18 protein-coding genes are annotated in these 19,470 nt (G+C 62.2%); 8 read left to right on the top strand and 10 right to left on the bottom strand.

The features are described from left to right. Positions 1-29 precede the first annotated feature (29 nt). Together QC826_RS31030 and QC826_RS31025 are read left to right on the top strand one after the other, a co-directional pair. Positions 30-1,175: a D-alanyl-D-alanine carboxypeptidase family protein gene (locus QC826_RS31030; protein WP_279763853.1), complete on the top strand. Its 1,146-nt coding sequence runs from the start codon at positions 30-32 to the stop codon at positions 1,173-1,175. A gap of 286 nt (positions 1,176-1,461) precedes the next feature. After that, the gene (locus QC826_RS31025; RefSeq protein WP_279763852.1) at positions 1,462-2,388 is read left to right on the top strand and encodes an aldo/keto reductase family oxidoreductase; all 927 of its coding nucleotides are present in this window, start codon (positions 1,462-1,464) and stop codon (positions 2,386-2,388) included. Between the two features lie 66 nt (positions 2,389-2,454). Here QC826_RS31025 and pssA read toward each other — a convergent pair whose 3' ends face one another. Further along, complete coding sequence (gene pssA, locus QC826_RS31020; protein ID WP_409567739.1) at positions 2,455-3,237, bottom strand: CDP-diacylglycerol--serine O-phosphatidyltransferase; 783 nt, start codon at positions 3,235-3,237, stop codon at positions 2,455-2,457. 258 nt (positions 3,238-3,495) lie between these two features. On the opposite strand from pssA, the gene QC826_RS31015 reads away from it, so the two are divergent. Together QC826_RS31015 and QC826_RS31010 are read left to right on the top strand one after the other, a co-directional pair. Then, positions 3,496-4,425, top strand: a complete 930-nt coding sequence (locus tag QC826_RS31015; RefSeq protein ID WP_279763851.1) for a CAP domain-containing protein — start codon at positions 3,496-3,498, stop codon at positions 4,423-4,425. Then, positions 4,422-5,216 carry an Hpt domain-containing protein gene (locus QC826_RS31010; protein ID WP_279763850.1) on the top strand — a complete coding sequence of 265 codons (795 nt, stop codon included), beginning with the start codon at positions 4,422-4,424 and terminating at the stop codon, positions 5,214-5,216. Before QC826_RS31015 ends, QC826_RS31010 begins: the two co-directional genes overlap by 4 nt. On the opposite strand, the gene QC826_RS31005 is transcribed toward QC826_RS31010, so the two are convergent. The 7 genes from QC826_RS31005 to rpmH all read right to left on the bottom strand — a co-directional run bounded on the left by QC826_RS31005 (position 5,206) and on the right by rpmH (position 10,562). After that, positions 5,206-5,403 carry a hypothetical protein gene (locus QC826_RS31005; protein WP_093391246.1) on the bottom strand — a complete coding sequence of 66 codons (198 nt, stop codon included), beginning with the start codon at positions 5,401-5,403 and terminating at the stop codon, positions 5,206-5,208. The genes QC826_RS31010 and QC826_RS31005 overlap by 11 nt on opposite strands. A 384-nt stretch (positions 5,404-5,787) precedes the next feature. Then, positions 5,788-6,309 (bottom strand): ClbS/DfsB family four-helix bundle protein, encoded by a 522-nt coding sequence (locus QC826_RS31000; protein ID WP_279763849.1) that lies wholly within the window; start codon positions 6,307-6,309, stop codon positions 5,788-5,790. 10 nt (positions 6,310-6,319) lie between these two features. After that, entirely contained in the window at positions 6,320-7,699 is a 1,380-nt protein-coding gene (gene mnmE / locus QC826_RS30995) for a tRNA uridine-5-carboxymethylaminomethyl(34) synthesis GTPase MnmE (protein ID WP_093391139.1), read from the bottom strand. Positions 7,700-7,880: 181 nt separating this feature from the next. After that, the gene (yidC, locus tag QC826_RS30990) at positions 7,881-9,569 is read right to left on the bottom strand and encodes a membrane protein insertase YidC (RefSeq protein WP_279763848.1); all 1,689 of its coding nucleotides are present in this window, start codon (positions 9,567-9,569) and stop codon (positions 7,881-7,883) included. 11 nt (positions 9,570-9,580) lie between these two features. Then, positions 9,581-9,853: a membrane protein insertion efficiency factor YidD gene (gene yidD, locus QC826_RS30985; RefSeq protein ID WP_093391142.1), complete on the bottom strand. Its 273-nt coding sequence runs from the start codon at positions 9,851-9,853 to the stop codon at positions 9,581-9,583. Continuing rightward, positions 9,850-10,404 carry a ribonuclease P protein component gene (rnpA, locus tag QC826_RS30980; protein ID WP_409567915.1) on the bottom strand — a complete coding sequence of 185 codons (555 nt, stop codon included), beginning with the start codon at positions 10,402-10,404 and terminating at the stop codon, positions 9,850-9,852. The genes yidD and rnpA overlap by 4 nt, the downstream gene beginning before the upstream one ends. A gap of 23 nt (positions 10,405-10,427) precedes the next feature. Next, the gene (gene rpmH, locus QC826_RS30975) at positions 10,428-10,562 is read right to left on the bottom strand and encodes a 50S ribosomal protein L34 (RefSeq protein ID WP_010401996.1); all 135 of its coding nucleotides are present in this window, start codon (positions 10,560-10,562) and stop codon (positions 10,428-10,430) included. A gap of 413 nt (positions 10,563-10,975) precedes the next feature. Here rpmH and dnaA point away from each other — a divergent pair, with 413 nt between their 5' ends. The 4 genes from dnaA (at position 10,976) to QC826_RS30955 (ending at position 17,659) form a co-directional block, all read left to right on the top strand. Beyond that, positions 10,976-12,373 carry a chromosomal replication initiator protein DnaA gene (dnaA, locus tag QC826_RS30970; protein ID WP_093391145.1) on the top strand — a complete coding sequence of 466 codons (1,398 nt, stop codon included), beginning with the start codon at positions 10,976-10,978 and terminating at the stop codon, positions 12,371-12,373. 247 nt (positions 12,374-12,620) lie between these two features. Further along, on the top strand, positions 12,621-13,727 hold the full coding sequence (dnaN, locus tag QC826_RS30965) for a DNA polymerase III subunit beta (protein ID WP_099414458.1): 1,107 nt from the start codon (positions 12,621-12,623) through the stop codon (positions 13,725-13,727). A gap of 79 nt (positions 13,728-13,806) precedes the next feature. Continuing rightward, positions 13,807-16,305, top strand: coding sequence for a DNA topoisomerase (ATP-hydrolyzing) subunit B (gene gyrB / locus QC826_RS30960; RefSeq protein WP_279763846.1), 2,499 nt, complete (start codon positions 13,807-13,809; stop codon positions 16,303-16,305). Positions 16,306-16,399: 94 nt separating this feature from the next. Then, positions 16,400-17,659, top strand: a complete 1,260-nt coding sequence (locus QC826_RS30955; protein WP_279763845.1) for a DNA cytosine methyltransferase — start codon at positions 16,400-16,402, stop codon at positions 17,657-17,659. A gap of 31 nt (positions 17,660-17,690) precedes the next feature. Here QC826_RS30955 and QC826_RS30950 read toward each other — a convergent pair whose 3' ends face one another. Then, on the bottom strand, positions 17,691-18,524 hold the full coding sequence (locus QC826_RS30950; RefSeq protein ID WP_279763844.1) for a hypothetical protein: 834 nt from the start codon (positions 18,522-18,524) through the stop codon (positions 17,691-17,693). Positions 18,525-18,669: 145 nt separating this feature from the next. Beyond that, positions 18,670-19,101 carry a very short patch repair endonuclease gene (locus QC826_RS30945; RefSeq protein ID WP_279763843.1) on the bottom strand — a complete coding sequence of 144 codons (432 nt, stop codon included), beginning with the start codon at positions 19,099-19,101 and terminating at the stop codon, positions 18,670-18,672. Positions 19,102-19,470: the final 369 nt, after the last annotated feature.

Raw genomic sequence — 19,470 nt, 5'->3', positions numbered from 1 at the left:
CTTTTTTACCACTACGCAGACTAGTTCCCATGAAAAAATTTATCGCGGCACTGGCCACCAGTGTGCTGATGCTCTCCGCCGCCGTGGCGCAGACCCTGCCGGCGCCGACCATCGCCGCCAAGTCCTGGCTGCTGCTCGACGCCACCAGCGGCCAGATCATCGCCTCGCAAGACCCCAACGCCCGCATCGAACCGGCCTCGCTGACCAAGATCATGACGGCCTACGTCACCTTCGCCGCCCTGCGCGACAAGAAGCTCGACATCAACCAGATGGTCAACGTCTCGACCCGCGCCTGGAAGGTCGACGCCAGCAGCTCGAAGATGTTCATCGACCCGGCCACCCCGGTCAAGATCAACGACCTGCTGCACGGCCTGATGGTGCAGTCGGGCAACGACGCCGCCGTCGCCCTGGCCGAGGCCGTCGCCGGCGACGAGGCCGCCTTCGTCGTGCTGATGAACCGCGAAGCCCAGCGCATGGGCCTGACCAACACCCGCTTCGCCAACCCGCACGGCCTGCCCAGCCCGGAAAACTATTCGACGGCGCAGGACTTGTCGGTGCTGGCCAAGCGCGTGATCCTCGACTACCCCGAGTTCTACAAGATCGACTCGGTCAAGAGCTTCACCTACAACAAGATCACCCAGCCCAACCGCAACCGCCTGCTGTGGCTGGACCCGACCGTGGACGGCATGAAGACCGGCCACACGGAGGCCGCCGGCTACTGCATGATCGCCTCGGCGCACCGGCCCAACGGCGCCAGCGAGCGGCGCCTGATCTCGGTGGTGCTGGGCACCTCGTCGGACCAGGCGCGCACGCAGGAAAGCCAGAAGCTGCTCAACTGGGGCTTCCAGAACTTCGACACGGTCAAGCTGTACTCCAAGGGCCAGGCCATCGCCACGCCGGAGATCTGGAAGGGCTCGAAGGGCACCGTCAAGATCGGCTTCGCCAACGACGTCATGGTGACGGTGCCGAAGGGCGTCGCCGGCAAGATGAAGCCGCTGCTCGAGCGCAAGGGCCCGCTGGTCGCGCCGCTGGCCGAGAACAGCCGCGTCGGCTCGCTGAAGATGATGGTCGACGGCAAGCCGCTGCTGGAACTGCCGGTGGTCGCGCTCGAGCCGATCACCCAGGCCTCGATCTTCGGCCGCGCCTGGGACTCGATGCGCCTGTGGCTGAAATAAGCCCTGCCGCTGTAGCAAAAAACCCGCGAGCTTCGCGGGTTTTTTTTGCGCGGATGGCGCTGCAATGTGCCGGTGACGCTAGCAAACCCCAGCGGCAGACTCCAGGGTCAGACCCTAGGGTCTGACCCTAGCTTGTGCCCTTGGGTCTTGCCCGCAGCCCGGGGATCGCAGCGGCGCGGACGGTGATGTAACAATACTACAGATGCCGTGTCGGAATCGTCGCTATAATCGACGGCAGCCAAGCGGCCCCCGCCGCATCCACCGTTGTCGCCCCGAGAAAGCCACCATGACCCAGCCCGCCACCGCCGTCCCCCGCTGCCCGACCCAGACCACCAGCAAGGGCGGCCCCGAACTGTCGCGCATCGTCGCCGGCATGTGGCGCATGAACGAATGGGGCATGAGCGCGGCGCAGCGCGTCGCCTTCCTGGAACAGTGCCTGGAACTGGGCGTGAGCAGCTTCGACCACGCCGACATTTACGGCGACTACGGCGTCGAGTCCCTGTTCGGCGAGGCGCTGGCGCTGCAACCGTCGCTGCGCGCGCGCATGCAGCTGATCAGCAAATGCGGCATCAAGCTGCTCTCGCCGCGCCACCCCGAGCACGCCATCCAGCACTACGACACCAGCGATGCCCACATCACCGCCTCGGTCGAGCAATCGCTGCGCCGGCTCGGCAGCGACCACCTCGACCTGCTGCTGATCCACCGGCCCGATCCGCTGATGGACTTCGAGCAGATCGCCGCCACCTTCACCCGCTTGCGCCAGGACGGCAAGGTGCGCCACTTCGGCGTGTCCAACTTCAGCCGCCACCAGTTCGACTGCCTGCACCGGCGCATTCCGCTGGCCACCAACCAGGTCGAGTTCTCGCCGCTGCAGGTGGCGCCGCTGTTCGATGAAACCTTCGATGGCTTGCAGGACGCCGGCGTGGCGCCGATGATCTGGTCGCCGCTGGGCGGCGGCCGTTTGTTCGCCGGCGGCGACGCCGCCGGCGCGCGCCTGCGGCCGGTGATCCAGGCCATCGCCGACGAACTACAGCAGCCCTTCGCCAGCGTGGTCTTCGCCTGGATCATGCAACTGCCCTGCCGGCCGCTACCGCTGACCGGCAGCGGCCGCATCGAGGCGATCGCCGACGCCGTGCGGGCGACCGGCTTCACGCTCAGCCGCAACCAGTGGTTCGACATCCTGCGCGCGGCGCGCGGCCACGAGGTGGCCTGAGCCGACGGCGCGGCCGCGCGGCGGCGCGCACGACGCCATGCCGGCCGGCAGCGGCCGGCGCGCAGCTTAAGGCTCGTCGTAGACCTCGGGCGGCGCGATGCCGCGCCAGCCCAAATGCCAGGCCAGGTTGAGCGCCGCCGTGGCGGCGATGTAGAGGGCGAAGAACAGCACGAAAAAGTAGCTTTGCAGCCAGACCAGCAGGCCTACCGCCAGCAGCAACACCAGCAACAGCGCCACGCTCTTCTTCTGCTTCGAGCTGGGGAAACGCAGCGTCGACACCATCAGGCTGCCGACGCCGAACAGCAGCAACACCAGCAGGCCGCCGTGCAGCATGCTGGCGGCCGGATCGGGCCAGGCCACCACCACCGAGGCGACGCAGGCGGCGCCGGCGGTGATCGGAATGCCGACGAAGTAGCGCGGGTCGGTGCGCCCCACGTTCACATTGAAGCGCGCCAGGCGCATGGCGCCGCAGGCGACGAAGAAGAAGCTGGCCATGCCGCCCAGGCGCAGCAGGGTCGGCTCGTGCGCGCCCAACTGGACGAAGCCGTAGCAATACAGCAGCAGGGCCGGCGCGCAGCCGAAGTTCATCACGTCGGCGATCGAGTCGAGCTGCAGGCCGAAGTCGGAGCTGGTGCCGGTGGCGCGGGCGACATAGCCGTCGAGCGCGTCGAACACCCCGGCCAACACCAGCAGCAAGGCGGCCAGGCGGTAGTCGGCGGCGTTGCCGACGACGGCGTTGTCGACCGAGACCACCATGCTGCCGAAGCCGCAGGCGATCGACATCAGGGTGACAATACTGGGCAGGGCGAACTTGGCGCGCTGCAGGCGCGCGTGGAGGATAGGCTTCAAATTGGAAAGCAATCAAAAAACGGCAAACGAGGCTGCCAAGGCGAGCATTTTAACCCGTGCGCCGGACGCGGCGTGGCGCACCGCCTTGTTCGTTTGACGCAAGAGAAACCCGACGCCGGCGCAAATTGACATAGAATCGGGGCAAGCCCACACTGTCCTTTCGCGGGTCCGACTTGACTCACGGCATACCGCCCGAACCCACAGGAGCTCACCATGACATTACGGCGGCGTTGGCACTTCGCAGTTTCGCGCGGGACGATGGCGCTGTCGTCCGTGTTGCTGGCCGCGCTGTTGGGCGCCTGCGGCGGTGGCGGCGGCGGTGTCGCCAGCGCGCCCGCGCCCACCGCCCCCAGCACGCTGCCGCAGGAGCCGGGCGCGCCCGCCTTCAGCGGCAACACCGCGCTCGACGGCATGAACTGGATCAACTACCGGCGTAGTCAGCTCGGCCTGTCCGTGCTGGTCCGCAACGCCAAGATCGACGCCGCCGCCCAAGGCCATTCCGACTACCAGCGCCTGAACAACACCATCACCCACGACCAGATCGCCGGCCGGCCCGGCTTCACCGGCACCACGCCGGAAAACCGCCTGGCCGCCGCCGGCTACGCGCTGGTGCGCCCCTTCGCCTATGGCGAAGTGATCTCCGCCACCACCGAGACCTCCGGCTTCTACCAGGCCGAGGAGCTGATCACCGCGATCTACCACCGCTTCGTCATCTTCGAACCGCTGTTCCGCGAGATCGGCACCGGCGCCGCCAGCGCCGCCGGCAGCAACGGCTACACCTACTTCACCAGCGACATGGCGGCCAGCAACGGCTATAGCGCCGGACTCGGCAGTGGCAAGCTGGCGGTGTATCCGTTCAACAGCCAAAGCCGGGTGCCGACCAACTTTTTCAGCGACAACGAAAAGCCCGATCCGGTCGACGGCCGCAACGAGGTCGGCTATCCAATCAGCGTGCACGCCGACGCCAGCGCCGTGGTGCTGGTGCACAGCTTCACCGTGCGGCCGCGCGGCGGCACCGCGCTGAACACGCAACTGCTCAGCCGCGGCACCGACAGCAAGGTCGCGGTGTCGGTCGCCGCCATCATCCCGCTGGCCGTGCTCAGCGCGGCCAGCACCTACGAAGTCAGCTTCGCCGGCACCGTGGACGGCGTCGCCGTCACGCGCGACTGGTCGTTCAGCACCAAGTGAGGCCGCCGCGCCCGCCCGCCGCCAACGACAACGCGGCAACGGCGGCCGCTGCCGATCCTGTGCTCGACACGGCCGACGGGCTGCGGCGCCTGATGGGCGCCCGCCCGCTCTACCACCAACTGCTACGCCGCTTCGCCGGCGACTACGCCGACACGGCGGCGCGCCTGCGCCAGTCGCTCGACGCCGGCCAGACGGACGCCGCCGGACGCCTGGCGCACACGCTCAAGGGCGCCGCCGGCTTGATCGGCGCCGGCCAGGTGTGCGCCCTGGCGGCGGTGATCGACACGGCGCTGCGCGGCGGCCGGCACCACCGCGACGGCAACGGCGGCAACAGCAGCGGCGACGGCGGCTGCAACAGCGGCGGTGGCAACGCTGTGCCTGCGGCGGCGGCACCGCCGGCGGCCGGGGCATGGGAGGCGTTGGATGGCCTGGAACGGGCGCTAGGCCAGCTGTTCGAGCGGATCGAACAGATCGCCCGGCTCGAACGGCTGGCAGCCCAAACCGCCATGGCGGCGGCGAACCCGACGGCAGAGGCGGCCGCCGCTGCGACCGCCATGGCCGCCATCCCGGCCGCGCAGCTGTGCGCGCAACTGGCGCAGCTACTGCGCGACGGCGACGGCGCGGCGATCGACCTGCTGGAGGGGACGGCCGCGCAACTGGCGGCCCATCTTGGCGAGCCCGCTTGGCGCCGGCTGGACACGGCGGCACAACGGTTTGATTTTGAGGCGGCCCTGGCCGTGCTGGCGGCCGGCGATGGCGCCGGCGACGACGGAGCGCCGCTCAGCGGGTGAATTCCTTTTCTTCGTCGAAGGCGTCGGCGCACTCCTTGCCGCAGAAGCGGCGCACGCTGTCGAGCGGACGCTCGCAATACCAACACGCCCCCTTCGGCGGCAGGGCTTGGCGCGCGCGCGCGGCGGGCGAGGCCGGCGGTGTCGTAGCGGCCGCGCCGTCCGGTACGCTCTCTGGTATCGGTTCCAAGATCTCCCCCTCGATTCAGCTAGTACATCAAGTCTCGTAGCAAGGTTACTTCAGTGGAATACGTCAGGCATGAGAATTATCAACGCCGTGGCGGGTTCTCCAGATGCCGCCACGGCCCGCGCCATCGTGTCGCCGCGCCGGCCGGTGACGGCCACGCCGGCCGACCAACCGCACAAATAATAGCAGGTTCGCCGCGCCGCTTTGCGGCCTCCGCGACACAAGCAACAGCGCCGCGACACTCAGCAGCATACACGTTCATAGGGTGCGCCCCGCAGTCCGCCGGGGGGATATTTTTTTCAATGAAAAGGCCTCCGCCGATAGCGTCGCGGAAGGAAATCTGTGCGTCCCGCGTTGTCGCCGGCCGCCGCAATCGGCACCGGCGCGCTAGGGCGGGGCCGGCGCGTCCTGCGCCTTGCGCCACTGCCGCAGGCGGCCGCGCGCGTTGTCGTAGGGCGAGGAGGTGTTGAACTGGATCATGCGGCCCATCGTCCATTTGCCGCACCAGGGGCGGCCGTACAGCGCCGCGTCGTCGCGCGCCGCGATCCGGCCGACGATGCCCGCCTTGGCCTCGGCGAAGCGTTGCAGCAGCTGCGGATACGGCAGCGCCGCGTAGTCGGCATAGAACTTCTGCGCCAGCCGGCCCAGCTCGTTCCACTTGAAGTCCGTCTCGGGGAAGTCGATCGCCTGGCCGGCCTCGTCGTGGGCGATCCACTTGAGCACCAGCTCGTTCCAGCCGACCAGGTAGGCCAGCAGATCGGCCACGCTCATGGTGGTGCCCTTGGCGTGGCCCTCCAGCACGGCGTCGCGCGCCCGCGCCGCCGGCACCTCCTCGAAGGCCTTCAACACCTTGCCATAGCTGCCGTCGATGGCGGCCAACAACTCTGCCTTGCTTTGCGGGATGGCCATGAGTGAGCGCCTACTTACCGATGCAGAAGCGGCCGAAGATCACGCCGAGCAGATCGTCCGACGAGAAGGCGCCGGTGATGCTCGACAACTGCGCCTGGGCCAGCCGCAGCTCCTCGGCGAACAGGTCGAGCGACTGGTCGTTCTGCGCGGCGTGCTCGCCGGCGCGGTCCAGGTGGGCGCCGGCGTTCTTCAGCGCGATCAAATGCCGTTCGCGCGCCAGGTAGAGCGACTCGCCGGTCTGCTGCCAGCCGGCGATGCGCAGCAGCTCGGCGCGCAGCAGGTCGATGCCGATGTGCTCGTGCGCCGACAGGTAGATGTGGGTGGCGTCCGCCATCGCGTCGACCGCCGCCTTGTGGCCGGACAGGTCAATCTTGTTCCACACCCGCAGCACCGGCACGCCGGCCGGGAAGGCGGCGACGATGTGGTCGTCGGCGCGCGAGGGGCCGTGGTCGGCGTCGAGCAGGTGCAGGATCACGTCGGCCTTGGCCACCTCGCCCCAGGTGCGCTCGATGCCGATGCGCTCGACGACGTCGACGGCGTCGTCGATGGTGCGGATGCCGGCGGTGTCGATGATGTTGAGCGGAATGCCCTCGATCTGGATGGTCTCGCTGACCTTGTCGCGGGTGGTGCCGGCGATCGGCGTGACGATGGCCACGTCGGCCCCCGCCAGCGCGTTGAGCAGGGACGACTTGCCGACGTTGGGCTGGCCCACCAGCACCACGTTGAGCCCCTCGCGCAGCAGCGCGCCTTGGGCGGCCTGCTTGAACACCTGCTGCAGCGAGGCGACGATGCCGGCCAGCTGGCCGCGCGCGTCGGACTTCTCCAGGAAGTCGATCTCCTCCTCGGGAAAGTCGAGCGTGGCCTCGACCAGCATGCGCAGATTGGTCACGCCGTCGACCAGGGTGTTGACGGTCTTCGAGAACGCGCCCGACAGCGACTGCGAGGCCGACTTGGCGGCCGCCTCGGTGGAGGCGTCGATCAGGTCGGCCACCGCCTCGGCCTGGGCCAGGTCGAGCTTGTCGTTCAAATAGGCGCGGCGGGTGAACTCGCCCGGCTCGGCCAGGCGCAGGCCGCTCTCGGCGCCGGCCTCGAGCACGCGCGCCAGCAGCAGTTGCAGCACGATGGGGCCGCCGTGGCCCTGCAGCTCCAGCACGTCCTCGCCGGTGTAGGACTGCGGCCCCTTGAAGTGGATGGCGATGCCCTGGTCGATCAGCGTGCCGTCGGCCTGGCGGAACGGGATGTAGGTGGCGTGGCGCGGCGCCAGCGCGGTGGCGCCGAACAGCGCGCTCATCAAGGGTTGCAGGTTCTTGCCGGAGGCGCGCACGACGCCGATGCCGCCGCGCCCCGGTGCGGTGGCGATGGCGGCGATGGGGGAGGAGTCTAGTTTCATGGAATGATTGTAAATTATTGCGGTGGATTCTGTGGCGGCTTGTGCTGCCCGGCTGGCCCCCATAACGGCAGGGGTCTGACCCCGTACGGGGTCAGACCCCGAGCGTAGCGCCTTGCGGGGTGGTTAAAAAAAAGCCCGTGCGGGGCACGGGCTTTTTCACAACAGGCGGGTTGTGCCTACATTACGCGGCGGCTGGCGCGGCGTATTTCTTCGAGATCACATACTGCTGACCGATCGACAGCACGTTGTTCACCACCCAGTACAGCACCAGGCCGGACGGGAAGAAGAAGAACATCACCGAGAAGGCCAGCGGCATGAACAACATCATCTTGGCCTGCATCGGATCGGCCGGGGCCGGGTTCAGCTTGGTGGTGATGTACATCGAAATAGCGTACAGCACCGGCAGGATGAACCAAGGATCGGGCGCGGCCAGGTTGGTGATCCAGCCGATCCACGGCGCGCCGCGGATCTCCACCGACGCCTGCAGCACCCAGTACAGGGCGATGAAGACCGGCATCTGCACCAGGATCGGCAGGCAGCCGCCCAGCGGATTGATCTTCTCGGCCTTGTACAGCTCCATGGTGGCCTGGTTCATCTTGGCCGGGTCGCCCTTGTGGCGCTCGCGGATCGCCTGCATCTTCGGCGTGACCAGTTTCACCTTGGCCATGCTGCGGTAGCCGGCGGCCGACAGCGGGAAGAAGGCCAGCTTGATCAGGATGGTGAAGACGATGATGGTCCAGCCCCAGTTGCCCAGTACCGCGTGCAACTGCTCCATGACCCAGAAGATAGGCTTGGCGATGATGGTCAGGAAACCGTAGTCCTTGACCAGGTCCAGGCCCGGCGTGACCTTTTCCAGCAGCTTGGCTTCCTGCGGGCCGGAATACAGCTTGGCGTGGTTGCTCACGGTGGCGCCGGGCGCCAGGGTGCCCAGCGGCTGGACCACGCCGATGGCGTACAGGTTGGTGTCGACCTTCTTGGTGAAGATGTCGCGCGCCAGCTTGTCCTGCGGCACCAGGGCCGAGACGAAGAAGTGCTGCGAGACGGCGACCCAGCCGTTGTCGGCCTTGGTCGGGTGGTCCATCACCACCGGCTTGCCGGTCTTGACCGATTCCGCCGCCTCTTTCTCCACGGTTTCGAACTGCAGCTTGTGGTACTTGTCGGCGTCGGTGTACAGGGTCGGGCCGGTGTAGCTGCTGTTGAAGTAGGACTCGCCCTCGGGCTTGTTGCCGTCGTGTACCAGCTGCATGTACAGCTCGGGCTTGACCGGCGCCGCGCCGACGTTGCTCACGTCGTGCTGCAGGTCGACCACATAGTCGCCGCGTTTGAAGGTGAAGGTCTTGGTCAGCTTGACGCCGCCCTGCTCCGCCTCCAGCACCAGTTGGATCTGGCTGCCGTCGTTGAGCATGCGCGCGCCGGGCTTGGCGACGAAACCGGTGTTGTGGTTCGGCAGGCCGGCTGCGCCGACCAGGCCGGTCTGGGCCAGGTAGGACTTCTTGGCGCTGGCTTCGAACAACACCTGGTTCTTGCTGGTGTCGATGCCGTCCTTGAACTTGAGCAGCTCCAGACGCACGATCTGGCCGCCCAGGGTGTCGATGTCGGCGCGGATCACATCGGTGGTGATGGTGATGCGCTCGCTCTTGAACGGCGCGGCGGCGCCGGGCGCGCCGGGTACGGCTGCGGCTGCGGTGGCCACTGCGCTGGCGGCGGCCGGCAGGTCGGATTTCTTCGCGTCGGCGGCCTTGGCCGTGACGGCCGGCGGGGTCGGCGCGAACATGGACGGATTGCCATTCGATACCATCCAGTTGTTCCAGAGAACTACCAGCGACACGGCAAACACGATCCAAAGGATGGTACGTTTATTGATATCCATTAGGGTATTGATCAGGAGTGGTTGCAACCGCAAGCGGTCGTTGAAGAATCGGTGCTGTCTTGCGCCCCGTCCTTGGCAGGCACGGGGTCGAAGCCGCCCTCGTTCCAGGGATGGCAGCGACACACCCGCCGCGCCGCCAGGGCACTGCCCTTGGCGGCGCCGTGCACCCGCAGCGCCTCGAGCGCATAGTTCGAGCAGCTGGGGTAGAAGCGGCAACGCGGCCCCATCAGCGGACTGATGGTCAGCTGGTAGGCGCGAAGCAAGAAGCTTAGCAGGGTTTTCATGGCGCCGCAGAGCTGGTGTTCGGCATGGCGCTGGAGGTGGCGTCGGCGCCGTTGCTGTTGCCGTTGCCAATGTCCGGCATGGCGGCGGGCGCGCTCGCTTCGGCCGGCGCTTCGGCCAGGTTCGCCGCCGCGCTTGCAGCGGCGCTCCTGGCCTGGCGCTCCTGCGCCGCCTGCGCGGCGAACAGGCGCGTCAATTCCACCCGCAAAGCCGTCTTCAGCTTGGCGGTGGTGGCCGGGCCGTCCTTGGTGTTGACCGGCTTGGCCAGGCGCACCACGCAATCGATGGCCGGCAGGCCGGTTTGGCGGAACAGCTCGCGCGTGACGCGCTTGATCGTGTTGCGCGTGGCCGCGCGCGGCGCGAACCGCTTCGCCACCACGACGCCCAGCCGCGCATGCGGCAGTTGGTTCAGACGGGTATAGAGCACGAAATGCGCAGTTTTCTGTGTAGGGCGCAAACGAAAAACGGATGAAAATTCATCCGTTTTAATGATGCGCCGAACGCGCGCGAAGTCGTGAGAACCTTCGCCTGTCGAGCCGCTAGAGCTGTCCACGCGATCAGCTAACAAGGTCTGGCTTATACGGCCAGACGCTTGCGGCCTTTTGCGCGACGTGCGTTGAGCACATCACGGCCACCACGGGTAGCCATACGAGCGCGGAAGCCGTGCGTACGCTTGCGGCGTACAACGGAAGGTTGGTAAGTACGTTTCATGTTGGTCTCGCTAAAAAGCAAAAAAAATGCAAAATCGGGTCTGACGTCCCGTCAGTTTTTGGTGCCAATGACATTTCGCGCACTTATGCCAACACTCCGGCACAAGCTGGGTCCATCTCATCGCCCGCTGATATCCACGCTTACTCCATATAAGTGAATAAACACGGAATACGGGCGGGGAACCCTGAATTATCAGCATTTCAGTCCCGCCTGTCAACAGCAAAGTAGCCCCCGAAGCGCTTTGGGACCCCGCCGAAGTGCGAAAATAAGCGTCGTGCCTGTGGATAACTTTCTCCGGCGAGAGTAGAATAGCGCGTTACGTGTGGCGAGCCCTCGCGCTGCGATCCAGTTCTGGACTGCTCGCCGGGGCAGTATCGATACGCCCTCCCACACCTTTTCACAGTAGACGATTCATGGAAAATTTCTGGCAGACCTGTTCCGCGCAGTTGGAACTGGAGCTGACGCCGCAACAATTCAGTGCGTGGATTAAACCGCTCATCCCCCTCGATTACGAGGAGGGCAAGTTGCGTCTGGCCGCTCCCAATCGCTTCAAGCTCGATTGGGTCAAGACCCAGTTCGCCAGCCGCATCACCGCGCTGGCCTGCCAGTACTGGGAAGCGCCGACCGAGGTGCAGTTCGTGCTCGACCCGCGCCTGTCGGCGCCGAAAAAGGTCGCCAGCGTGGCACCCGTGCCCGACAACAACGGTGGCGTCCCATCCGGCAACGCCCGCATGGCCGATCCGGTGCCCTCCGTGCCCGAGCTGCCGGCCAGCGCCGCGCCACGGCGCGAGCAAAGCCGCATCAACACCGACCTGACCTTCGACAGCTTCGTCACCGGTAAGGCCAACCAGCTGGCGCGCGCCGCCGCCATCCAGGTGGCCAACAATCCGGGCGTGTCCTACAACCCGCTGTTCTTCTACGGCGGCGTGGGCCTGGGTAAGACCCACTTGATCCACGCCATCGGCAACCAGGTAATGGCCGACCAGCCGGGCGCCAAGATCCGCTACATCCACGCCGAGCAATACGTGCGCGACGTGGTGACGGCCTACCAGCGCAAGGGCTTCGACGACTTCAAGCACTACTACCACTCGCTCGACATGCTGTTGATCGATGATATTCAATTCTTCGGCGGCAAGAGCCGCACGCAGGAAGAGTTCTTCTATGCGTTCGAGGCGCTGATCGCCGCGAAGAAACAGATCATCATCACCAGCGACACCTATCCGAAAGAGATCACCGGCATGGACGACCGCCTGATCTCGCGCTTCGACTCCGGCCTGACCGTGGCGATCGAACCGCCGGAGCTGGAAATGCGCGTGGCGATTCTGTTGAAGAAGGCCAAGCAGGAGGGCGTGACGTTCTCCGACGACGTCGCCTTCTTCGTCGCCAAGCACCTGCGCTCCAACGTGCGCGAGCTGGAAGGCGCGCTGCGCAAGATCCTGGCGTACTCGCGCTTCCACGGCAAGGACATCACGATCGACATCGTGAAAGAGGCGCTGAAGGATTTGCTGTCGGTGCAGAACCGCCAGATTTCCGTGGAAAACATCCAGAAGACGGTGGCCGACTTCTTCAACATCAAGGTCGCCGACATGTACTCGAAGCGCCGCCCCGCCAACATCGCGCGGCCGCGTCAGATCGCCATGTACCTGGCCAAGGAGTTGACGCAGAAGAGTCTGCCGGAGATCGGCGAGCTGTTCGGCGGCCGCGACCACACCACCGTGCTGCACGCGGTGCGCAAGATCGCGCTGGACCGCACCAAGAACCCCGAGTGCAACCACGAGCTGCACGTGCTGGAGCAGACGCTCAAAGGCTAAAGGGGCATGGGGCCAAAGCATAGGGTCAGACCCTAGGGTCTGACCCTGAGCATGTAGGTCTGACCCTGAGCAAGTAAGTCTGACCCTGAGCAAGCAAAGCGGCCGGCGCGCGGACGAAATCGCAAGTGCTGGCCTGTGCGCCGGTTTGCCATTATGATTCAGGCAAACATTTGTGCTTTCCGCCAAACAGAATTAATTAGCAACATTGTTATAAAAGCATCTTTAAAACTTACCATTGAGGATAACTATGCAATTGGTCAAAACCACCCGAGATACCCTTCTCCGGCCACTGCAGATCGTGAGCGGTATTGTCGAGCGTCGGCACACTATGCCGATTCTGGCCAATATCCTCATCCGCAAAGAAGGCGAAAGCGTCTCCTTCCTGTCGACCGACACGGAAGTGCAGATCACCACCCACGCCGACATCGGCTCCGGCCATGAAGTGACCGGCACCACCGTGGCCGCGCGCAAGCTGCTCGACATTTTGCGCGCCCTGCCCGAGTCCGGCGACGTGACGATGACCCTGCTCAACAAGCGCCTGACCGTGCAAACCGGCAAGTCGCGCTTCGCGCTGCAAACCCTGGCCGCCGAAGAGTTCCCGACCGTGCAACAGGCCGAGAGCTACAACGCCACCGTCACCCTGCCGCAGAAGACGCTCAAGCACCTGTTCAACATGGTCCACTTCTCCATGGCCCAGCAGGACATCCGCTACTACCTGAACGGCCTGCTGCTGGTGTTGGACGGCAAGAACGTCATCGCCGTCGCCACCGACGGCCACCGTCTGGCCTTCTGCCAAGTGGAGACCGAGCAAACCTTCGAGCGCCAGGAAGTGATCATCCCGCGCAAGACCATCATCGAGCTGCAGCGCCTGCTCGAAGAGAACGACGAGCCGGTGCAGCTCGACATCGCGGCGAACCAGGTCAAGCTGACCTTCGCCGACATCGAACTGATCTCCAAGCTGGTCGAGGGCAAGTTCCCCGACTACACCCGCGTCATCCCCAAGGGTTACAAGAACGAGTTCACCATCGGCCGCGACGAGCTGCTGCGTTCGCTGCAACGCGCCGCCATCATGACCAGCGACAAGTTCAAGGGCGTGCGCTGCATCATGACCCCGGGCAGCATGAAGATCAGCTCGACCAACGCCGACCAGGAAGAAGCGGTCGAGGAACTGGAGATCGACTACGGCGGCGACAGCGTCGACATCGGCTTCAACGTCACCTACCTGCTCGACGTGCTCAACAATTTGAAGTGCGACCAGATCAACATCGCCCTGGGCGACTCGAACTCGTCGGCGCTGATCTCGATCCCGGACAACACCGACTTCAAGTACGTCGTCATGCCGATGCGCATTTAAGTTGGCCGCGCGTTGTCAGCGCGGCCGGCAGCAGTGGTTTTAGAAGTTCCCAGTAATTCGTTATTTGAGAAAGCAGTCCATGTCCGATAGCCCACAAGAGAATCCAGTCCCGGCCAAGCAGGAAGAATACGGTGCGTCCTCCATCCAGATCCTGGAAGGCCTGGAAGCCGTGCGCAAACGTCCCGGTATGTACATCGGCGACACCTCGGACGGCACCGGCCTGCACCACCTGGTGTTCGAAGTGCTGGACAACTCGATCGACGAATCGCTGGCCGGCCACTGCACCGAGATCCACGTCACCATCCACTCGGACAACTCGATCTCGATCACCGACAACGGCCGCGGCGTGCCGACCGGCCTGAAAATGGACGACAAGCACGACCCGAAACGCTCGGCGGCCGAAATCGTCATGACCGAGCTGCACGCCGGCGGCAAGTTCGACCAGAACAGCTACAAGGTGTCCGGCGGCCTGCACGGCGTCGGCGTGTCCTGCGTCAACGCCCTGTCCAAGCTGCTCAAGCTGACCATCCGCCGCGACGGCAAGGTGCACTACATGGAGTTCGTCCGTGGCGTGCCGCAAAACCGCGAGCTCGACACGCGCGACGGCTTCGCCGTCTCGCCGATCAAGGTCATCGGCGACACCGACAAGCGCGGCACCGACGTCCACTTCTGGGCCGACGAGGAGATCTTCAACCACGTCGAGTTCCACTACGAGATCCTGGCCAAGCGCATCCGCGAGCTGAGCTTCCTCAACAACGGCGTCAACATCAAGCTGACCGACCAGCGCAACGGCAAGGAAGAGATCTTCGCCTTCGAGGGCGGCACGCGCGGCTTCGTCGAATACATCAACAAGGCCAAGACGGTGCTGCACCCGACCGTGTTCCAGGCCACCGGCGAACGCATGTCGGACCAGAACACCAACATCACCGTCGACGTCTCGATGCAGTGGAACGACGCCTACAACGAGCAGGTGCTGTGCTTCACCAACAACATCCCGCAGCGCGACGGCGGCACCCACCTGACCGGCCTGCGCGCCGCGATGACCCGGGTCATCAACAAATACATCGACGAGCAGGAGTTCGCCAAGAAGGCCAAGGTCGAGATCACCGGTGACGACATGCGCGAAGGCCTGACCTGCGTGCTGTCGGTCAAGGTGCCGGAGCCGAAGTTCTCCTCGCAAACCAAGGACAAGCTGGTCTCGTCGGAAGTGCGCGGCCCGGTCGAAGAGATCGTCGCCAAGACGCTGTCGGACTACCTGCAGGAAAAACCGAACGACGCCAAAATCATCTGCGGCAAGATCGTCGAAGCGGCGCGCGCGCGCGAAGCGGCCCGCAAGGCCCGCGACCTGACCCGCCGCAAGGGCGTGATGGACGGCCTGGGCCTGTCGGCCAAGCTGGCCGACTGCCAGGAAAAAGACCCCGCCCTGTGCGAACTCTACGTGGTCGAGGGTGACTCCGCAGGCGGCTCGGCCAAGCAAGGCCGGGACCGCAAGTTCCAGGCCATTCTGCCGCTGCGCGGCAAGGTGCTGAACGTGGAGAAGGCGCGCTTCGAGAAGATGCTGTCGTCCGAGCAGATCACCACGCTGATCGCCACGCTGGGCACCTCGATCGGACCGGACGAGTTCAACGTCGAAAAACTGCGCTACCACCGCATCATCATCATGACCGATGCGGACGTCGACGGCGCCCACATCCGCACCCTGCTGCTGACCCTGTTCTACCGCCAGATGCCGCAACTGGTCGAGCGCGGCCACATCTACATCGCCCAGCCGCCGCTGTACAAGGTCAAGGCCGGCCGCGACGAGCGCTACCTCAAGGACGACGTGGAGGAAGCCAGCTACATGATGAGCGTGGCGCTGAACACCGCCGTGCTGATCCCGCGCGAAGGCGCCGACCCCATCGTCGGCGAGCCGCTGGCCGAGCTGGTGCGCAAGTTCAACCTGGCCAACGCCATCATGACCCGTTTGACCCGCGTGATCGACCGCGCCGCGCTGACCGCCATCATGACCGGCGTGACGCTGAACCTGGACACGCTGGAGCAGGCCGAAGTGTCGGCCCGCGCGCTGGCCGAGAACATCAACGACATCGCCGTGAAGGTGTCGGTGCGCTCGGACGAGCTGTCCGAGAAGCACATGCTGTGGATCGAGCGCATGCACCACGGTAACGTGAAGGTCACCGCGATCGATGCCGACTTCGTCCAGGGTATTGATTACGGCGTGCTGGCCAACGCCGCCGCCACCTTCACCGGCTTGATCGGCGAAGGCGCCGTGGTCACCCGTGGCGAAGGCGAGCGCGTGAAGGAATCGGCCGTGGTCGACTTCCACCACGCCATGCAGTTCCTGCGCGACGAGGCGGAACGCGTGGTGTCCAAGCAGCGCTACAAAGGTCTGGGCGAGATGAACCCGGCTCAGCTGTGGGAAACCACCATGGATCCGAAGGTGCGCCGTTTGCTGAAGGTGCAGATTGAGGATGCGATTGCGGCGGATCAGATCTTTACCACGCTGATGGGGGATGATGTGGAGCCGCGTCGGGCGTTCATCGAAAACAATGCGCTGCGGGCTGGCAACATCGACGTCTGATGTTATATAAGGTTTTTCAGGAAAAATATCTCTGGAATTCGAAAAATCCTAATTCATTAAAAATTGAATTTTTGTACGGCAGAGTGATAATTAAATGAAGTATATATCGCTTTTTAGCGGAGCAATGGGTCTCGATCTAGGGCTCGAGCGAGCAGGATTTGTAACAGCTGCTTGCAATGAAATTTCCATTGAAGCAGTGGAAACCATACGCACAAACAAACCGAACCTAGCTGTATCGCAAGAATCGATTGTGAATCTGACGGGAAAGGACTTGCTTGCGCTTGCTAAGCTAAAGAAAGTCCGTTTAGTTGTCGGCGGGCCTCCTTGTCAGGCATTCTCCGTTTTTGGAAAACGTCAAGGCCTTGCAGACTCACGCGGAAAAATGGTATTTGAATTTATTAGAATAATTTCAGAAACGCAACCGGATGTGTTCCTTATGGAAAATGTCCGAGGACTGCTTTCAATGCCACTTTTTTCTCCGAAAGAATTCGCTGAAGGTGAAGATTTAGACCCGAAGTGGATGGAAAAAGGTTCTTTGGTAGAAAAAATACTCGCTGAATTTAATTCGATTGGATATCGCGTTGACTGCTTCGTTGTAAATTCAGTGAATTACGGCGCTCCCCAAATTCGTGAACGATTGCTATTTATAGGGAATAGACATGGTATTATTTCCAATATGCCAGAACCTCAATTCAGCAATCGAACAGAGGATAATTTGCCGCCATTCCGCACTCTTGGTGACGCAATTGGTAAAAATTTTATAGACCCGTGCCCAGAAGTCATGAATTTTAGTCCTCGCAAACTAGAATACTTGAGTATGATTCCACCCGGTGGAAATTGGCGCAGTTTACCCTTAGATGTGCAAAAGGAATCGATGGGAAAAAGTTGGTTCCTGAAAGGTGGCCGCAGTGCATATTGGAGAAAATTATCATTTGCATTTCCGTCCCCAACTGTTGTTACAATGCCAAATCACGCAGGTACTAGCATGTGCCATCCACTTGAACTACGTGCAATTTCAGTTGGCGAGGCTGCTGCAATTCAAGAGTTCCCACGCGATTGGAAATTCTGTGGTTCGACTACTTCGAAATTTAGACAAGTTGGCAATGCCGTACCCACTCGCCTAGGCGAGGTGGCAGGACAAGCAATTAAAGCAATATTTTCAGAAATAGAAAAGCATAAGCGACGTCCACTAACCAACTTTGAGAATAGAATTATTCACCTACGTCCGCATGTACGCACTCGTCAATTCTGGAAAAATGGGCAAGCAATAGCAGGTGATGTATCGTACTACGCGGACGAAGAAGAAACTGTGGAGAGCAACACACCGCAATTTGAGTTCGAGTTATCTAATTGATTAACAGGCAGGGAACTCCCTGCCTGAAAACTTATCCGTTAATATCACTCAGCAACTGCGGCCAATTGATCCCCCCCACTCCGGCGGAAGTATACCCCGCATACTTCGCATGTATACTCTCCTTATACTCTTGAAGATATTCATGCACTTTCTTCGGTTGCATTTCTTCACCTCGACGATGTTCCTCGATCCCCATCAAGAACCCTTGTAGCACCCAATCTTGGGTAAGCGGCTCACCGTCATTCAACCAGCTCCAAAATTCACGCCCTGCATATACGGAGACATGATCGGTTAAATCTATTACATCGTGATTTTTCCCATTATTAACGCCTCTCAGAATTTTGTACTTATCGGTCAAGCCATCTGCACTCCCATAAAATACTCCAACGATTATGCGTGAGAATCTATTAGGAAAAGCCTTAACTATTTCATTAAAAGCATGATTTAGCTGAACAGCCATCGTAAGTTGAATTGTCCATTTTCCAGCCTTGAGTGAGAGCAACTCGTTTGATCCATCCGATCTACTTACAACATGATCGATTTCATCAAAAAAACTCTCCGAAAATCCGGAATTTCTTCGGTAATTATTATCTAATTTTGCCGTTCCAAAAACATTAGGCAATATCTTTTCATCAATCAGTTTTCCGAATCCAGTACTGTGGCCTGTCATCAAATGCCCACCAACGATCAAGTCACTAAGTTCCGAAAAAGATTCCAGTCCGTGGAATTCAAAAAGCAATGGCATCAAAAATGGATTGACAGACATCGTATCTGATAGCTGGGCAACGAGTTTTTTGCGTCGTTCAGCAAGCCACCAAACCGTCCAAGTCGCGACACCACTGATTACTTCATCTTTTGTACGCATATCAATTCCTTATGATAATTCCCATAAGAAATAGTAGCAGACAAATTACAACGACGAAACCTAAATCACTGCTTGGAAGTAAATTGATGCATTTCAAGACTGTCTCAGATGATGACTTTCCGCTAACTAGTGCATTGGAACTATCTCAATGATCGCCCACATCAAAAGATGAATCCAAGAATCCGGATATGCGATGCAGCACCGCCGCCAAATCATGTAGTTCACACTCCCATACAACAAGCACGCCCCAGCCGATCAGACGTAACGAGTCAGTGGTCCGCGCATCACGGAGCTTATTCCCATTCAGTTTTGCTCTCCAAAATTCCACCCGAGATTTCGGTATGTGCGAAAACCGGCAGTTCTCATGCAGGTGCCAGAAGCAACCATGCACAAAAATCACCTTCTTCCGCCCCGCGAAAACCAGGTCGGGCGAGCCCGGCAGCTTGCGCACGTGCAGCCGATAGCGGTAGCCGGCGGCGTACACCAGCTTGCGCACGATGAGCTCGGGGCGGGTGTTCTTGCCGCGTATTTTGCTCATCAGCGCACTGCGCGCCGCTTGATCGATGCTATCCACCATGAACCACCCCACCCGCCTGCCGGCTGTTCCCATTTTCGGCCGTCTACACCACTCCATGATCGCGCTGTTTGCGCAATCTTCAAGGTCCGTTTGCGCGAACACAAGGCTATGTTGTTGAGGGCTGTATAAAAACACAGTAAAATTAGCTCAACAGTGCAAGCGACGAACCGCCCGATGCCGCCGGCGACGCTGGCCGCCTCATCTTTTGGTTTGATCGCGGCGGCGCCGGTGCTTTATACTGCTGCACAAATTTCAATCGCCCAGGCGGTCGAAAAGTTGACGTAATGCCTACCCCGCGCAGCCCGTTCCGCGCGGCGCTGTCGCTCCACTTGCCTTTGCAAAGACCCACCGGCTAGATCGCGTCCCCAC

Origin of the sequence: Rugamonas sp. DEMB1 (genome assembly GCF_029834475.1) — a bacterium.
GTDB lineage: Bacteria > Pseudomonadota > Gammaproteobacteria > Burkholderiales > Burkholderiaceae_D > Rugamonas > Rugamonas rubra.
This window is presented reverse-complemented; position numbering and strand designations above follow the sequence as displayed.

What these genes read in the sequence shown, in the direction of transcription:
- QC826_RS31015 (WP_279763851.1), top strand. Translation starts at nt 3,496, where the DNA reads ATGGCGCTGTCGTCCGTGTTGCTGGCCGCGCTGTTGGGCGCCTGCGGC.
- QC826_RS31000 (WP_279763849.1), bottom strand. Translation starts at nt 6,309, where the DNA reads ATGGCCATCCCGCAAAGCAAGGCAGAGTTGTTGGCCGCCATCGACGGC.
- dnaA (WP_093391145.1), top strand. Translation starts at nt 10,976, where the DNA reads ATGGAAAATTTCTGGCAGACCTGTTCCGCGCAGTTGGAACTGGAGCTG.
- QC826_RS31030 (WP_279763853.1), top strand. Translation starts at nt 30, where the DNA reads ATGAAAAAATTTATCGCGGCACTGGCCACCAGTGTGCTGATGCTCTCC.
- dnaN (WP_099414458.1), top strand. Translation starts at nt 12,621, where the DNA reads ATGCAATTGGTCAAAACCACCCGAGATACCCTTCTCCGGCCACTGCAG.
- gyrB (WP_279763846.1), top strand. Translation starts at nt 13,807, where the DNA reads ATGTCCGATAGCCCACAAGAGAATCCAGTCCCGGCCAAGCAGGAAGAA.
- QC826_RS30950 (WP_279763844.1), bottom strand. Translation starts at nt 18,524, where the DNA reads ATGCGTACAAAAGATGAAGTAATCAGTGGTGTCGCGACTTGGACGGTT.
- QC826_RS30955 (WP_279763845.1), top strand. Translation starts at nt 16,400, where the DNA reads ATGAAGTATATATCGCTTTTTAGCGGAGCAATGGGTCTCGATCTAGGG.
- QC826_RS30945 (WP_279763843.1), bottom strand. Translation starts at nt 19,101, where the DNA reads ATGGTGGATAGCATCGATCAAGCGGCGCGCAGTGCGCTGATGAGCAAA.
- yidC (WP_279763848.1), bottom strand. Translation starts at nt 9,569, where the DNA reads ATGGATATCAATAAACGTACCATCCTTTGGATCGTGTTTGCCGTGTCG.
- QC826_RS31025 (WP_279763852.1), top strand. Translation starts at nt 1,462, where the DNA reads ATGACCCAGCCCGCCACCGCCGTCCCCCGCTGCCCGACCCAGACCACC.
- yidD (WP_093391142.1), bottom strand. Translation starts at nt 9,853, where the DNA reads ATGAAAACCCTGCTAAGCTTCTTGCTTCGCGCCTACCAGCTGACCATC.
- rpmH (WP_010401996.1), bottom strand. Translation starts at nt 10,562, where the DNA reads ATGAAACGTACTTACCAACCTTCCGTTGTACGCCGCAAGCGTACGCAC.
- mnmE (WP_093391139.1), bottom strand. Translation starts at nt 7,699, where the DNA reads ATGAAACTAGACTCCTCCCCCATCGCCGCCATCGCCACCGCACCGGGG.